Genomic DNA, 15,137 nt, shown 5'->3' on the forward strand with positions numbered 1-15,137 from the left:
CTCCTTTAGCTGACAGGCTCCATGCCTTCGAGTTCCTGAATGACTTCCTCTTTGCTCAAATCAGGATGTTCAATCATCAGCACATAGCGGAGTCCCTCCTCATCCCAGCTGATCATGCGGAGTTCTTTTTCATAAAAACCAGCAATATTCCTTACAGTGACTTCTTTGCCGTCAAGCTCCATGCCCTCTCCTTCAGGAACCGGGAATGTTGAGATGCTGAAGCTTGGAATAGCGTCTTTGGAATAATAGGCCGTCACCTCGGTCCGTGCCAACTCTCCCCCAAGCTCTGTCCATTCAATTCTCTCCAAGCTTTCTTCCAGGATCAGGATAGGCATGCCAAGCTTTTCTGCAGCCTCTTCAGCCGTGCCCTCAGTGGCTTCCATACTGGAATCAATCGATACGATCTCAACATTTTCGGGCAGATCTGCCTTAAATTCATCAGCTGCAAAATCCGGGGAAAAATCAACACTTTCATAGATCACTTCTGATCGATTATCCCCTGAATTGGAAACCGACTTAATCGGAAACCATGTCTTTTTGTCAACCCAGAATTCCATATCGCCAAGCAGGTTTTCCTTTGACTTGGCATTTATTTTCAAATGATAAACATCCCTTCCGCTCATCTCTTCTTCCCCGGCCACTTCATATGAATGCGTACCGCTGAGATTTTCAAGCATTCCGGTAATCTGCTCTTTTTGCGTCATTGCGGTTGGAAGCTCAAGCCCACTGATGTCCATTGCTTGTGCCGTCTTGCTTCCTTCCTCATAGCTGATGAGCTGTTTGCCGTCATTGATGGCAATGAACCGTTTTCCATCTTCTCCGCTGTTCTCCATGATTATTTTCCTTTTTCCGTCTTTATCTGCATATTCTTCAAAAGAAGCATTCTCGGCAAGTTCCCCATCACTATAAATCTTGTAAGATCCTGTCCCAAAATATGCTGCCGGTTCTTTTCCAGATTCCAATACATTTGAAACGATCTCATCAGAAGAAACATCGATGCTTCCGCTGCAGCCTGAAAGAATCAAGACCGCTGCACCTGCTGCTGTTATCATCTTTTTAAATGTCATTATTGGTTACCATCCTTTCTCTAATCCAGCAGGCAAATAAGGTTCCATAGCCTTTACTGGACCATACACTAATTTTCCCCTCATGCTGCTCTATCAGCATCTTGCTTATGCTCAGCCCGATACCTGAGCTTCCTCCATGCGTCCTTGAGTCTTCACCCTGGACAAACGGGAGAAAAATTGTCTTCTGCAGCTTTTCCGGGATATAGCTTCCTTCATTTTGTACCAGGAGTATTGCTCCATCTTTTCTCCACTCTTCCAGTTCATCCCTAAATGGAGGGTAAACAGCATCAGGCAGTGATTCATTTCCAGAGACAGCTGCGGCGAGGATGCTGTTTCCTTCACCAGTATGCCGGATGGCGTTTGCCATTAGATTGTCAGCTACCCTTATCATCTGGCCTGCATTCAGGCTGTATATTCCGGTGACCGGCGTTTCCACTTTCAGCCTGATTCCTTTTTTCAAGCAAGGCTCTTCATATCCTGACAAAAGATATTCAAAGAACTCTTCACCTTCAACATCTGTAAGCTCAATTTTTTTCTGGCCGGTCTGCAAGGATGCATAAAGAGCTAGATCATCGATCAGCTGCTTCATGTAGCCGAGCTTCTCCATTAGAATTTCATTGTATTCTCTATTTTCCTGGGCGGTTAAGGGACGGCTGCCAGTCAATGCTTCTGCATAGGCCTGTATGACAGTGAGCGGTGTTTTCATATCATGGGATAATGCTGCTAAAATAAATTCCTTCTCCTTCTGCTGCTGAATGATTTCCTCCCGGGACTTTTCCAGCTGGGCCTTCATTTGATAGAAGCCTTCGTATAGTGCACCAATTTCATCTCCTGCAGCCTTTTCCCTTTCGATTGGCATTCCGCCGGCAAAGCGCTCCATCTGGTTTTCAAGCCGCTCCAGCGGACGATTCAGCTTTCTGTTTATCAGAAGCGCTGCTGCTGCATACACTGCCAGCAGGAATGCTGCCAATGATATCCCGTAAAGAAGGGTGCGGTTTTCAACGCCTTCCATCCAGGTCTGCCTGGCGAAGGTCACCTCATAAATCCCTATTAAATTGCCATCCTCAAATACTGGTTTTTTTACAACATAAGATCTCATGTTTTTGTTCATTTCATTAAGCCCTTTATACAAATCTTCCGGCCTCCTCTGCTGGAGCCTGTTCACCGACATGTCCTCCAGTGAGGAAAAAAGGGAAATTCCATCTGGGCGGTAGAGAGCGATTTTGAGCTTTTCGGTGGAAAGCTGTCTGAGCTTCTCATACTTGCTGGCCGGCTGAATTTCATAAAGATTTTTGTCTTCCAGGCTGGGACTGAGCTCTTGCATTTTTTGCTGCACTTCCATGTATTCCATAACATCTCTTTGTTCATCCCACTCAGAAATACTGAGATATAAAAGGAAGAGAAACAGCAGCGGAAGCAGCATCACCGCCAGATAACTGATTCTGAGCCAGTTTTTAATTTTCATCCTTTTCTTCTCCAATGAAACGGTAGCCAGTACCCCACACCGTCTGTATGAAAACAGCTGACCTTGAAGTATCCTTCAGCTTGCTGCGCAGACTTTTGATATGCACGGTTACCGTATTGCTTGCGGAAATGTCCTCCTGTTTCCAGACCATTTCAAGCAGAGCTTCTTTTGTAAATGTTTCAAACGGATTTTTAGCCAGGAGCTGCAGCAGCTCATATTCTTTTGCAGTCAGATTCAGCAACTGACCGTCCAAGTGAACTGCTTTTTGAGAAAAGTCGATTGAAAGGCCTTTTTGATAAACATTCACCTCGCTGGTATCTTCTACTCCCTGATATCTTCTGTACCTGCGTAAATGGGAAGAAATCCTTGCACTCAGTTCTTCAAGGCTGAATGGCTTTGTGATATAATCATCCGCTCCCAGATTAAAACCCTTCACTTTGCTTTCATCTTCTGACCTTGCACTGATGATCAGCATTGGAATTTCATGCGTCTTCCGAATGGTCCGCAGCAGGGTGAAACCGTCCAGCTCAGGAAGCATGAGATCGACGAGCACAAGATCAAAGACCTCTGCAGCAAATTCCTCCAGCCCCTCTTTTCCGGTAGATGCCCATGCCACACTAAAACCATCCTTCCGTAAGTGATCACAAATGATTTTGGCGATCTGCCCATCGTCCTCCACGAGCAGCAGTCTTGCTTGCTTTGCCATATGCCCCTCCCCTTCCAGTCCATTATAAAAAATGATAAATGTATCTCTGAAAACTTTATAAACTCTTCATAATTTTTAAAACAAATAAAACTGCCAGGCCTGTTCCCGGCAGTTTGAAATTTTAAACCATCATTTACCTTTTATTCTATTTATTATATTGATATATTACAACACTATCAATCCGGTTTAAAAAGGGATACGTCCCTTTTTGCAGAAGTAGTATATAAAGGAGTGGTTCGGTGAAATCAGGAGAATTATATATTATTAAAGATTTTGGAGGAAATTATAGTCTTGTCAGATTGGCCAAGGGTATTTATATGGGGAGCAAGAAGGTGGAGAATCTAATAACAGAAGATTATTTTGTAGACTTTCAATATCTTTCTCCTGCAGAACAAAAAAACCAGGTCCTCTCTCTTGAGGCAGACCTATTTTTTAATAATGGCATCCATGTGTCTCCAGAAGCAGCCTGCGGGGAATGCGGAGAGCAGATACCAGCTGAGGAATATAAAGTTTGCACCCGCTGCGGCAGACTCTATTGCCGCTTACACCGCTGCAGCTGTCAGTAGCATAAAAGATGGGCTCTTAGCTGCCCATCTTTTTTTTGGGGATTATGAAAAATCCTCCATTATTTCTGTCACTTCAATGATTCCATCTATTAATATTTCCGGGAGTACATGGTTGCTGCCGCCCCTCCAATATTCTCTGGCTTGTTCAATTTTCTGAGCAAAAGGAGCTCCATCCTCTTTTGGCAGAAGATCACCATCACCTCTAAAAGATTTCCCGAATACTCGAAGCTTAACGATCTGTAAAACTTTTCTATTGTAAAAATCAAATATTTCTTTCCACTTCAATACGTCTTCATAGCTTTCAGCTGCATAAAGGCAGGATAATCTGGAAGGATACTGTGGATATTCCTGGAGCCTGACCATTTCAACAATTACTTCTCTAATAGCTCTAATTGTCTGGCTCATATACTTTATGGCTGTCTCTGTATTTTCTCTGTCCAAATTCAGTCCTTCATTTGTAGATTTCCCATATAAGATTTGAATAAAGTCTTCACCTCTGGAATTAAACTGTTCCCTTTCAAAGAAAAACCGATATAATGAATTTTTTTGACTGCGGTCGAACTGGATTCGCTGCCCAGGCTCCATTTTAGTGTTAGTCACAAGATGATACACATAAAATTCACTGTCCATTTTCGTCCTCCTCTACTATTCTAATTTATTCTAATTATATTAATTTTTATTGGGAATTTGTCTGCAAGAAAATCTTTAATAATACATTTTCACTCATTAAACTGATCCAATTTATACATTCCACCTGCATTTTTCCCCAGATACCGTAGCATTTCAGCTACAACCGCCAAATAGCGCCAAGCGCTCCCATAATTATACATAAATGCTTATCGATTATGTTGGAATTTACTGTTAGTATTAAAGCAAGAAGTGTTAGGGGATCCTTCAGACTTTTCTTAGTCCCATCCCATCTCGAAGGATAGGAGGAATTAGGATGACCACAAAAACAGAAATTCGGAACATGCTTCTGAATCTTATGTATTACAGGGATTGTGACATAACCCATATCTTTACGGAGCGGAATTTGCGTATGGAGGTCAGTTTTTTAAAAGAAAGCTTTTGTTATTCCTTGCTGGTTTCCGTGCCTGTAGAATCTGTATTCAATCAGCGGACCTTGAGGTTTCAATCGATTGATTATGCCGCAAGTGCCATTGAACAGATTCTTTTTAATAATGACAATCCCAGCCCCTTTGTTTTTGACCCTCCACCTGAAGACCTGCCCATCATTCCTGCCGCCGAACCTATTTCCATCACGATTAAAGGATGTTAAAAAAAGCACCGCTAATGCGATGCTCAATTGCTTTGCTATTTCAATCTGAACCGGCTGACTGACTCATTCAGCTCTTCTGCCATTTTTGCAAGCGATGCCGCAGAATCAGACATTTCATCCATGGAAGCCAGCTGCTCTTCTGTTGACGCAGAAACCTCCTGGGTGCTTGAAGCTGACTCTTCGGCTGCAGCAGCTATGTCATCTATCGCCTGCACAATATGTTCGGCTCCTGCTGCAAGCTGCTGCACAGCAGCTGAAACCTCTTCAATCTGTGCTGTAACTCCTGATACAGAATCCCCGATCTCTTTAAAGGCTCCCCCTGCATCACCAACTGCCGTGATTCCTCTTTCTACTTCCTTGCCTGCATCGGCCATCGACGAAATGGCTTTGCCTGTATCCTGCTGAATGGCTGAAATGATCCCGGAAATCTGCCGGGCAGAATCTGCCGACTGCTCTGCCAGCTTCCTGACCTCATCTGCAACCACTGCAAAACCTTTCCCAGCCTCGCCAGCACGTGCAGCTTCAATTGCCGCATTCAGTGCAAGCAAGTTGGTCTGATCTGCTATACCAGTAATGGCCTCTATTATATGCGTAATATCATGTGACCGCTGGCCAAGCTTTTTAATGACATCTTCCAGCCCTGCAAAGGTTTCATGAATAGAACTCATTTGTTCGATTGCGGAACCGATCGCCTTGCCGCCCTCTGCTGACAGGCCTACTGCACCAGCGGCAGTTTCGGAAACAGCAGCGGCATTATCTGCAATTTGCCTTACACCGGCAGACATTTGCCCTACTGTAATAGAAGCCTGCTCTACCGATTGCACCTGCTTATCAGAACCTGACGCCACATTATTCATGGCAGCAGCAATCTGTCTGCCAGCAGCCCCTGACTGCTCTGCACCAGCTGTCAGCTGTTCGGCGGAAGCAGCCACCTGTTCGGCATTTTCAACAGTTCTTTGAATCACATTCCTCAAATTTTGTGCCATTAGATTAAAAGATTCTGCCAAAAGGCCGATTTCATCTTTATTCCGCACGTTCAGCTTCCGGACTGCCAGATTTCCGCCTGCAATTTCCTTTGCTTCAACTGATAGAAGCTTGACAGGCCTTGAAATGATCCTTGCTGTCAGATAAGCGGCAAGAATTCCTATAATCATAGCTGCAAGCCCGATCAAAGAAACTGCCAGCATAATTTGCCCGGATTTCTCTGATACCGCTGACTGCCCATCTGCCATAAGACCTTCCTGATACTGGGAGAGTTCTTTAATTTTTTTATTAAAGTTTTCTACAATTTGCTGTTTGGAAACAAGTGTTGCCAATTGCTCCATTTCTCCCTGTTGCTTTAATTGAAACACTGATTGCGAGAAAAGATAATATTGCAGCTCAAGTTTATTCAGATCCTTTAATAATTCCTTCGATTTTTCCTGTTTGATAGTGGATTGAAGGTCTTTGCCTGATTTTTGATAGGCAGAGTGCCCTTCCTCAAACTGCTTCAAATACTTCTCTTCGCCAAGCGCCAGGTAGCTGCCCTGATTGCTCTGCTGCTCTGCAATATTAATGTTAAGCTCCTTGATTTTCATAAGCTTTGCAGCCTGATCGTCTATCAGCTCCGAATATTGGCTGTCGATTGAATTAATTTGCGTAATACTGATCACCGACATGACTGCCAGCAGAATCAGAACTCCTGAAAACCCCGCAAACAGCTTTCTCCCGATTGTCATTCTCATTAAGCTCCCTCTCTCTCTGTTGTCAGCTTGTTCATATGACATATCGGCAGATATTGCAGGATTTTCAGTCAATATGTTGAATTCGAATTATTCAGTTATTGAAGTAGTTAAAATCTTTTTTTCATTCTCCTGAAATGCCTATTCTTTATGAATTTTTCTATCCCTCATTATGCTGTCTTCCTTATCGTAATCAATATCTTGTGAAGCAGAATCTTCAGGCGGATTTTCAAGCTCCCATTCAATGGTTTTCTGGAGCCCATTTTCTAATGGGATGATTTCTTTATAACCCAGTTCCTCTCTAATCCTTTCGGATGAAAGATCAATGCTCTGGCGGGCATTCATGCCTAAAGGAAGTTTCCCTTCCTCAACCTCCTCTATTGAACCTTGCCACCCCATTGCTTCTGCAATTTTGCCGACCCATTCCTTCTCTGAAAAATTATTTTCTGCAACATTATAAATCTTTCCTGCAGCCATGGGATTTTCAATAGCAGCGACAATTGCATGGGCGACATTTTCAACATACCCTCTGCAGGTCTTCCACCTGCTGTGAACTTCATCCAATAATATATACGGCCTTTTATCTGCCATCCTCCTAATATATTGATAAAGTCGGTGCTGTCTGTCGCCAGGCCCATACACCATCGGAAGCCTCAGGACTGTGCCTTTAAGTTTTTCGCTTTCCATATACACTTTTTCTACGGGAATTTTGTCATAATGATAATAAAAGTGTTCCTCGCTTACATTTTCTCTGTAGGGATAAAGCTTTTCCCTCAATGGAGAATCCTCTCTGGAAGGTGTGGGAACTGGTTCTCCGGGTTCTGTTCCAAGCAGCCGGCCAAAGCTGAGGTATACATCTGCACTGCTGATTGCCACAAGCCGGTCTGCGGTTCCTTCGAAAATATCCCTCACAGTCTCAGCATGCTTTTCAGTGAAGGGAATCATATCAAGGACAACATCCGGACGAAAGCCCCTAAGCTCATCTTTGTGATTATTAATTTCACTGATATCACCGTGGATGCGAATAATATCCTCCCGCAGGGATGCTTCTGTCTGCCCTCTGTTAAAAACAGCAACTTTGTGGCCTTTTTGAGAAAGCTCTTCTATCACATACGGACCCATGAATTTTGTACCGCCAATGATTAAAACCTTCATTCGCATGACCCCCTTTATGATAACTCTTTCATCATATAAACCTGGTTTACGGCAGGCGTAAATCCTATAGCTGACAATAGTTCATAGATTTCTTTATTGCCGCTTACAGGAAAGTTAGGTATAACTCTTCGAATATCATCGCTAAAATCCCCAAATACTCTGGACAGCAGATAAGCGCCTATTTCCCGCCGATCATTCCTGCCCTGTTCCGCTTCCAGCTGGAACAGGGTGGTTGCCATATGACTTCCTTCAGCAGAGAAGCCCTTGCGGAAGAAAGCATACCCAATGGCATTTCCACCTTCTAATGCAATCAATGATTCGCCGCCTGCTGCATTCTGCCAGCAAGTCTGCCATGGATCTGTTCCCTTGTAAAAGTCCAGGGCGGATACCTCTTGAGGATATACTGACATTACTTCGTAAAATTTCTGATCAGCCAGTGATAAAGGATTTTTCTCCAATCGTCCTTTCAGCTCTAAATATTCAAGGTCATCCACTTTTTGATACCCCAATTTTTCATAAAGGCTAATGGCTTTCGTATTCTCACTGATTGCTTCAAGCGTGGCAATTTGGACACCTTTTTCTTTATATATTTTTATAGATTCTTCTATCAGCCTCCGTCCGACCCCTTTGCTGCGCCAGGAAGAAGCAACACCTGTGCCGCCATTCCAGGCAATCTTTCTTCCCCTGAATTCCCGGATGCCGCTTTTAACAATGCCGATTGGCTCTCCTTCTGCAAAAGCGATAATCGACAAATCCGGCGACAGGCCTTCAGCTGCCATCCTTGCAACAAACTTTTCCGGTGTTGTAGCTGCATTGAAGAAATATCCTTCAAACCCTTTGTTCCAGGCTGTTACCGCTTCATTTATCGAGCAATCTGACAAGCGTCTGATTTCAATCATTTCTCTTCTCCTTTGAAAAAAAATCTATTATTTTTTCCATTAGTATTGCCGGCTGTTCAATAGCAGTCCAGTGGCCGCACTTAGGTATCACTTCAATTGCCGCATGTGGAATAAGGGGAAGCAGCAGCTCCTCCAGCATATCGGGAGTCAGGATATCCCCTTCACCCTGTGCTGCCATAACAGGAATATCAGCCAGTGCGGCCGGACTGATACGGGATTCGTAGTTTTGCAGAATATCTTCCCCGATCTGTGAATTTACAATGCTATTGCTAATCGTCGCAGTTTTCTTGGCAAGATTATCACTATCATATAAATAATACGGATCAATGATCTGAAAGATATCTGCGGCAGCTGCCTTGCCTTTTTTGTAGTCCTCTGTAACTTGATGGAACCGCTCCTGCTCTTCTTCAGAGAGCCTTTCCATCAGCAAACGGCCAAAATTCTCATATCCTTCTGTTTTTGCTCCGACTGCCGCGGTTAGAAATAACCTGCTTACGTTTGCCGGATATTTTGAGGCATACAGCAGTGCAAGCATGGAACCCCACGACTCCCCGACCAAATTCAGCCTGCCGATTTCAAGATGCTGCCTAAGCGCTTCCAAAGTTTCAACTTCTTCCTCCATGGTGTAAACCGCTTCTTCACTAAAAGAAGACTCACCGCAGCCTCGCTGATCATAAAATACCAGTTGGAACTGTGAGGCCAAAGGTTCAAGATGAGGAAGAAAGAAACGGTGCTCACTTCCCGGGCCCCCATGCAAAAACACGATTGGTTTACCTTCCCCCATTTGCTTAACAAAAATAGATTCATTTCTTAACGTAACAAGAGCAGATTCCATAGGTCCCCCCCAAATAAACTAGTTAGTCTATTTAATATTATCATTTTATTCTGAATTTAATCCAGCTATTTTTGGCTACTCGAACTTTTTTTTCATTTGCACATACGCTGTATTATCTAGGCTAATGGAGGGGATACAATGAGAGCTTTATTAGAGCAGGGGCCTGCATTGGAAACCATTATACGCGGAAGCAGGGAATACCAGCTGCTGAGGAAGCTGGCAGCAGAAATTAATGCTGATCCGGCAGCAAGGCAGCTGATCGAGGATTTCCGCAGCATCCACCACTTACTGCAGGAAAAGCAAATCCGCGGGGAAAATCTTGGCGCTGCTGATATTCAAAAATTGCAGATGCTGGAATCCAGTCTGATGCAAAATCAAAAAACCGCTTCTTACCTGCAGGCAGAAGAACAAATCTTCCAGGCCATCCAGGAACTGAATATGATTTTGGCCAGGCCGATGGAAGAAATTTATGGCTGAGTGAAGATCGTCAGGCAATATGCTTTATAGATTAGTTCAGTTTCCATATTAAAAAAAGGAAAGCATATTTGCTTTCCTTTTAAATGAGGTACAAGCTGTGCCAATTTATGGTCAGCCCTCTTCCTTATAATATGGCGGCTCCTCTCCTACCCATCCTTTGCCATTTAAAGATTGGCGGCCAACTTCATACGAAAAATACCATGAACCGGACTTTCAACTTTTTCCCATCATTCTTTATATGTAATAATGAATTTTTCTCTCCCTATTTTTTTCGATGACGTTTCTTTTACCACCTGATAACCTTTAATCTTGCCTTTCCATTTTCCTTCGCTCTTGGTAAAGTGATCAGTCATCGACCCTTCTCCCTGTGAAGCAAAATCAAGCGTTACTTCTCAGTAAAAGGGGGCAGCGGATCTGATGCCAGCAGGAAATAGCCCCATAGCAAACCGGCGCATAAGAGAGGCAATACAATAAATAAAGTACTGCCTTCTTTTTTGAAAAGCCGCCTGTCCAGTAGAGCGTATAAAAGAGCAGCTCCCGTACCCCATAATGCTGCAATCGTATTCTGAAAAAGCAGTCCGTTTGCCAATCCGAAAAGTCCGTGGAGAAAAATATAAAACCAGTCTTTCCTAAGGATAGCTACCCGTTTCTGCAGAGTTTCAAGCAGAAACGAAACAAGGTTTCCGTATAAAAAGATAATAGTTCCGGCATAGAGCATAAAAAACAGAAGCCAGCTTAGAAAGGCAGTCCCTAGTCCAGGGGCAGATTCAGTATCATAGACAGTAAAAAAAGCACACAGTATGGAGACGGCTGCTGAGACAGCAAACGAAGCAGTCAATTTTCTCTGGATCAGCTTTCTAAGCCTCAATTATTGATTCCTCCTTTTACCGCTCCTAAAATACCTTCATTAGGGAATGATACTCATTCGTGTATCTAAGTTCTCTTTAGAGTATAGGAATTTAAGCAATTTATCATAAACATCTGTCTGAAAAATAAGCTCTTTTTCGTTAAAAACAAAAACTGTATAATCGGTCAGCTCTTTTCCGTTCTCCATTTTAAGAGAGTTTTCAGCTGAAGTCTTCACAACAGTTTTAATTCCCTCTTTTTTCAAAAAGTCCATTTTCTCTTTTGATTTATTTCCGATAGCAAGTATGGACAGTTTACCACTTTCATTCGACAGCCAGTTACTGCCATTAAAGATTTTATCCTGTTCCTCGAGAACCCTGACTTCTTCCAGAATTGGAAACCATAATTGACCGTCTTCTGGATATCTCGCTTTAAGTGCAAGTTTCTGGCCTGTATGATACTTTGCTCCCTTATCAATCCAGAATGGAACCTCATCTATTTTAATAAAGCCCTGTTCACGGTTGACTTCGGTTACAATTCCTTCCTTGCTGGTTGCTTCAGGAAGTACATTTTCATCAATAAATTTTTCCATTGACCCGAGTTCTTTGCTGCGGAAAACTTCTCCTTCCTCGTCCAATAGTATATAGGAAGGTACTTCTTTAATATTTAATTCCGATAGCTCTTCTTCTGCTCTTTGTAAATCTGTATACCCCCCTATTGTTATAAATGAAGGGGGATACTGCTGTATTAACTTCGCTCTTATCTCCAAATCTTTTTCCAGGGTGACCTCTTCTTCTATTATCACGATGGAATACTGGCCTTTGAACCTTGGAAAATAAGGTTCTTTCTGGGGCTGTTTCTCAATTTTTATAGGAAGATAATACTCAGCTGTTTTTCCATCCTTCCAATATGCCTGTAAGACTGCTGTTCGAATTCCCTCGCCTTCACTGAATAAGCCGTTTTCTCCCAATATACTCGGCAATAAGTCAGGAAATTTTTTTCCGTTAGGCATCAGAGTGCTTTTTCCTATAAAAACAGGGATGTCACCTTCGTCGGGAAAATCAACCTTCATTTCCTCATTTTCGTATACATGCTGATATTTCAGAGATTTGGTAATATCCTTCATCTCTCTCTCCACGAGTCCATCATTCCACCGATAAGACCCCAAGATGGCCTGCACCTCGGTGCTCCCGACTGTAATCACTGGCATGGGCGGCTTTTCTTCCTTAAAAACCTTTTCTTTGTCAAAATATAGCATCACCATTATGATCAATAATGCGCCGGATCCCCATAAAATGGGACGCTGCCATTTTGTGTTTCTCTTTGTACTTTTTCCTTCCATGAATATCCCCCCCTGCAGCTGTACAGCCAAACCAAGTTAATTTATATACGAATAAGATTCCAAAAAGTTGCAAATATTCCCTTCCTATAAAAAAGAAAGGCTCTTTTCTTATTGGTTGCTTCTGTCTTGCCATCCTTATAAGTCGGAGAGAGTACTCTTTCTTTCATGAGGCGGGTTCTTCCCCCCCAGCAAAAAAAGAGCGGACCTTCCCGCCCCTGAATGAGGATTAGTAACAGATTGAAAAATAAGCGGAGCAATTTCCCCTAATTTCGAAAAAACCCTGAAATTGGCTTATATAGACGGAGAAATTCCGCCTATCGACTCAAAAAACAGGAAAATGGACAACTTTGCTACGCTTAACCGGAAATTCTCCGCTTATTAATACCTACCCGTGCCATAATCAGCAGTTTAACCGGAGAACCTCCCCTTATATTAAGGCTTCCGGGCCACTCTATTAGGTTACAATACCATAAAATGTAAAAAATATTTTCTTAATAAAATGGCAACATTCTTTACTAAAAGAGCCAAAAGAAAACAGGCATCTTTCTGCCTGTTTTCCTTGTAAGGATTTATTTAGAGAGCGGGACTCTCCATTCTTTATCCGCTTCATAATATCGGGTTACAGATATGAGATGCAATGTCAGTTCTTCCGGCTCTTTCTCCAGATCATACGCTTTGAGATCGATAGAAGTTTTGAAGCGCCCATTTTTGTCTTTTTCATTTAATATGGAACCACTATGATACAGGGGATAGACATTTCCTTTATCATCCGTCATCACCCATGACTCAAAATCAGCGGAAGGTACTTCCTTGCCACCCTCCATCTCGATTTCAAAATAGGTTTCCTTTTGAATTGGCAGCAGCGATTTTCGCAGCGAGTAGTCATTTTTCTTCTTTGCTTCTTTGATCGTTAAGTGATTGCCTTCGTATTCAAAGCTGACTGGTTTCTTCCTGAGATCGTCCGGTTTAATTTTAATTGAAAAATCGGCTGGCAGGGTTTTGATTACGCCATCGAGTACCATGGCATAGCTGCTTCTATTTTTCTGCGGGATAAATGATTCATTCCATCGTACAGCCCCAAGTTCGTCAAGATCTTTGCCGGAACCTGATATGGAGCCCTCATCGCTGGGATGGCCCTGCCCCTCAGCAAAGGTATTATGCTTATAAACAGCTTCATTTTTATCATTCACAATATGATATTGAATCGCCGTTCCGAATCCGGAGAACATCCCTACATTTTCCTTGCAAAACTTCTCTTCAAGGTCTTTAATTCTGGCTTCCACTTCAGCTTTTTCCTCTTTCGTAAAAGCTGTCTCATAGATCAGCTCGTTTGAAGAAGGTGCAAATTGCACTTCCTTGAGGTTAATGGAGACTCCATTGGAAGTGGTGCTGTGCTCATCAAGCGCCAGCCTGCTGGTATACTTTTGTTTTTCTTTCAAATCAACAGGAACTTCAACATTCCAGTTCCCCTGTTTTCCGTTCAGCTCCTTAAGATCGATTTTAACGAGGACGTTTTCCAAGTCGTTCCGATCCCTCAATGAGAACTCTATCAATCCATACTCGGAGTCTTCTGTCCAGCGCATCGCGTGGCCTTCAATTTCTTTGCCGTTCTGGTCATATGCTGCGATCCTGTTTTCTGTGTCATCCATACTGATACTGGTATCAAGCGGTTTACCGTTTGAATCCAATACTTTAAAAGAAAGCGCAATTCTTGATGTATCCGCGACTACATCCTCTATCTTGAACGTTGTGTTCTGATCTGTTGCAGCAATATCCACCCGGGTCGCCAGTCCTTCTTGAGATGCCAGTCTCAGACCGTCATCTACCTCACTGGAGGAAAATAACCCTCCCACCCAGTCTGCAAAACCGGGGACCGTGCTGATTCCTGCAGCCAGGAGCAGTCCGGCTGCCGCTGCGGCAATCCGTTTCCCTGGTACAAACTTTCTTTTTGGTCTGTATGATTCAAGCTGCCCAATGATGACCTCTGCAAAATCGTCGGGAAGCTTCGGCATCTGCAGGGTTTCTTTCATGAATTCAGCTTCATGTTCAAATAAACCAGCAACTTCAGCACAAGACGGACAGCCTGCGATATGGCTTTTCAGTTCAGACTGTTCCTTTTCGGTTAAAAGCTGATCGGTATATTGAGAGATTTTATCCGCCGTTGGACAATTCATTATAATAGCCTCCCTGTTTTTTTACTGTTTCCCTCATTTTCTTTTTGGCCCTGTGAAGCTTGTTCCGGACCATGGATAAGGGCATGCCTGTCGTTTCTGCAATTTCCTCATATGGCAATTCATTGGCATAGCGAAGGAGTATAATAATCCTTTCATCCTCCGGCAGTGTGCTGATCAGCTTTTCTACCTGCCTGTTTTTCTCTTTTTTCAGAAGAATGACTTCCGGGTGCTTTGTGTTGATGGCAGAGGCCTCGTTTATTTCCGCCTGCTTGATTTGGGAGCTTTTCTTCCTGAATTCATCCATGCAGTGATTCACCGCAACCCGGTAAAGCCAGCTTGAGAATGCCCCTTTATGGTCATACTTGCCAAGCTGATTGTAAATTTTGATAAATGCCTCCTGGACCAGATCCTGGGCATCCTGCGGGTTTTTTGTCATCCTCAGTATCGTTGCGTACAAAGGGTTTTTGTATTTATTGATGATATGCCCGTAAGCCTGCTTGTTTCCGGCCAGCACCTTCTTTATCCATATTGCTTCCTCTTCCATATGTACCTCCCGTTCCTTCTCATGTCCTTTTGTCCGATTCTTCTATAATAACGGATACAGA

General features: G+C 43.2%; 16 protein-coding genes. 3 read left to right on the forward strand and 13 right to left on the reverse strand.

From position 1 onward, the window contains the following. Positions 1–5: 5 nt before the first annotated feature. Genes CYJ37_RS04565 through CYJ37_RS04575 form a run of 3 tightly spaced genes read right to left on the reverse strand, consistent with a single transcriptional unit; the run spans position 6 to position 3,238 of the window. Positions 6–1,067: a LolA family protein gene (locus tag CYJ37_RS04565; protein ID WP_101548182.1), complete on the reverse strand. Its 1,062-nt coding sequence runs from the start codon at positions 1,065–1,067 to the stop codon at positions 6–8. Further along, positions 1,057–2,532: a sensor histidine kinase gene (locus CYJ37_RS04570; protein WP_101548183.1), complete on the reverse strand. Its 1,476-nt coding sequence runs from the start codon at positions 2,530–2,532 to the stop codon at positions 1,057–1,059. Before CYJ37_RS04570 ends, CYJ37_RS04565 begins: the two co-directional genes overlap by 11 nt. Continuing rightward, on the reverse strand, positions 2,522–3,238 hold the full coding sequence (locus CYJ37_RS04575) for a response regulator transcription factor (RefSeq protein ID WP_101548184.1): 717 nt from the start codon (positions 3,236–3,238) through the stop codon (positions 2,522–2,524). Before CYJ37_RS04575 ends, CYJ37_RS04570 begins: the two co-directional genes overlap by 11 nt. A 239-nt stretch (positions 3,239–3,477) precedes the next feature. Here CYJ37_RS04575 and CYJ37_RS04580 point away from each other — a divergent pair, with 239 nt between their 5' ends. Further along, the gene (locus tag CYJ37_RS04580; protein WP_101548185.1) at positions 3,478–3,804 is read left to right on the forward strand and encodes a hypothetical protein; all 327 of its coding nucleotides are present in this window, start codon (positions 3,478–3,480) and stop codon (positions 3,802–3,804) included. Positions 3,805–3,846: 42 nt separating this feature from the next. On the opposite strand, the gene CYJ37_RS04585 is transcribed toward CYJ37_RS04580, so the two are convergent. Then, complete coding sequence (locus tag CYJ37_RS04585; protein WP_101548187.1) at positions 3,847–4,434, reverse strand: DUF2441 domain-containing protein; 588 nt, start codon at positions 4,432–4,434, stop codon at positions 3,847–3,849. Positions 4,435–4,747: 313 nt separating this feature from the next. Here CYJ37_RS04585 and CYJ37_RS04590 point away from each other — a divergent pair, with 313 nt between their 5' ends. Further along, complete coding sequence (locus CYJ37_RS04590) at positions 4,748–5,083, forward strand: hypothetical protein (protein WP_101548189.1); 336 nt, start codon at positions 4,748–4,750, stop codon at positions 5,081–5,083. A 35-nt stretch (positions 5,084–5,118) separates the two neighbouring features. Here CYJ37_RS04590 and CYJ37_RS04595 read toward each other — a convergent pair whose 3' ends face one another. The 4 genes from CYJ37_RS04595 to CYJ37_RS04610 all read right to left on the reverse strand — a co-directional run bounded on the left by CYJ37_RS04595 (position 5,119) and on the right by CYJ37_RS04610 (position 9,693). After that, entirely contained in the window at positions 5,119–6,807 is a 1,689-nt protein-coding gene (locus CYJ37_RS04595) for a methyl-accepting chemotaxis protein (protein ID WP_101548190.1), read from the reverse strand. Between the two features lie 138 nt (positions 6,808–6,945). Then, on the reverse strand, positions 6,946–7,959 hold the full coding sequence (locus tag CYJ37_RS04600; RefSeq protein WP_180827245.1) for an SDR family oxidoreductase: 1,014 nt from the start codon (positions 7,957–7,959) through the stop codon (positions 6,946–6,948). A 14-nt stretch (positions 7,960–7,973) separates the two neighbouring features. Next, positions 7,974–8,858, reverse strand: coding sequence for a GNAT family N-acetyltransferase (locus CYJ37_RS04605; protein ID WP_101548194.1), 885 nt, complete (start codon positions 8,856–8,858; stop codon positions 7,974–7,976). Then, positions 8,851–9,693: an alpha/beta fold hydrolase gene (locus CYJ37_RS04610; RefSeq protein ID WP_101548196.1), complete on the reverse strand. Its 843-nt coding sequence runs from the start codon at positions 9,691–9,693 to the stop codon at positions 8,851–8,853. Before CYJ37_RS04610 ends, CYJ37_RS04605 begins: the two co-directional genes overlap by 8 nt. 138 nt (positions 9,694–9,831) lie before the next feature. Between CYJ37_RS04610 and CYJ37_RS04615 the strand changes: the two genes are divergently transcribed. Then, a complete protein-coding gene (locus CYJ37_RS04615; protein ID WP_101548198.1) occupies positions 9,832–10,170 on the forward strand; it encodes a YlbF family regulator in 339 nt (112 codons plus the stop codon). A 227-nt stretch (positions 10,171–10,397) separates the two neighbouring features. On the opposite strand, the gene CYJ37_RS27610 is transcribed toward CYJ37_RS04615, so the two are convergent. The 5 genes from CYJ37_RS27610 to CYJ37_RS04635 form a co-directional block, all read right to left on the reverse strand. Then, positions 10,398–10,523, reverse strand: a complete 126-nt coding sequence (locus CYJ37_RS27610; protein ID WP_257964171.1) for a hypothetical protein — start codon at positions 10,521–10,523, stop codon at positions 10,398–10,400. 32 nt (positions 10,524–10,555) lie between these two features. Then, the gene (locus CYJ37_RS04620; RefSeq protein WP_101548199.1) at positions 10,556–11,038 is read right to left on the reverse strand and encodes a hypothetical protein; all 483 of its coding nucleotides are present in this window, start codon (positions 11,036–11,038) and stop codon (positions 10,556–10,558) included. A gap of 39 nt (positions 11,039–11,077) precedes the next feature. Further along, a complete protein-coding gene (locus tag CYJ37_RS04625) occupies positions 11,078–12,142 on the reverse strand; it encodes a hypothetical protein (protein WP_142385221.1) in 1,065 nt (354 codons plus the stop codon). A gap of 785 nt (positions 12,143–12,927) precedes the next feature. Next, on the reverse strand, positions 12,928–14,532 hold the full coding sequence (locus tag CYJ37_RS04630; protein ID WP_101548203.1) for a DUF4179 domain-containing protein: 1,605 nt from the start codon (positions 14,530–14,532) through the stop codon (positions 12,928–12,930). Next, on the reverse strand, positions 14,510–15,076 hold the full coding sequence (locus CYJ37_RS04635; RefSeq protein WP_101548205.1) for an RNA polymerase sigma factor: 567 nt from the start codon (positions 15,074–15,076) through the stop codon (positions 14,510–14,512). The genes CYJ37_RS04630 and CYJ37_RS04635 overlap by 23 nt, the downstream gene beginning before the upstream one ends. Between the last annotated feature and the right edge of the window lie 61 nt (positions 15,077–15,137).

Origin of the sequence: Bacillus sp. UMB0728 (assembly GCF_002858875.1) — a bacterium.
Classification (GTDB): domain Bacteria; phylum Bacillota; class Bacilli; order Bacillales; family Cytobacillaceae; genus Bacillus_AB; species Bacillus_AB infantis.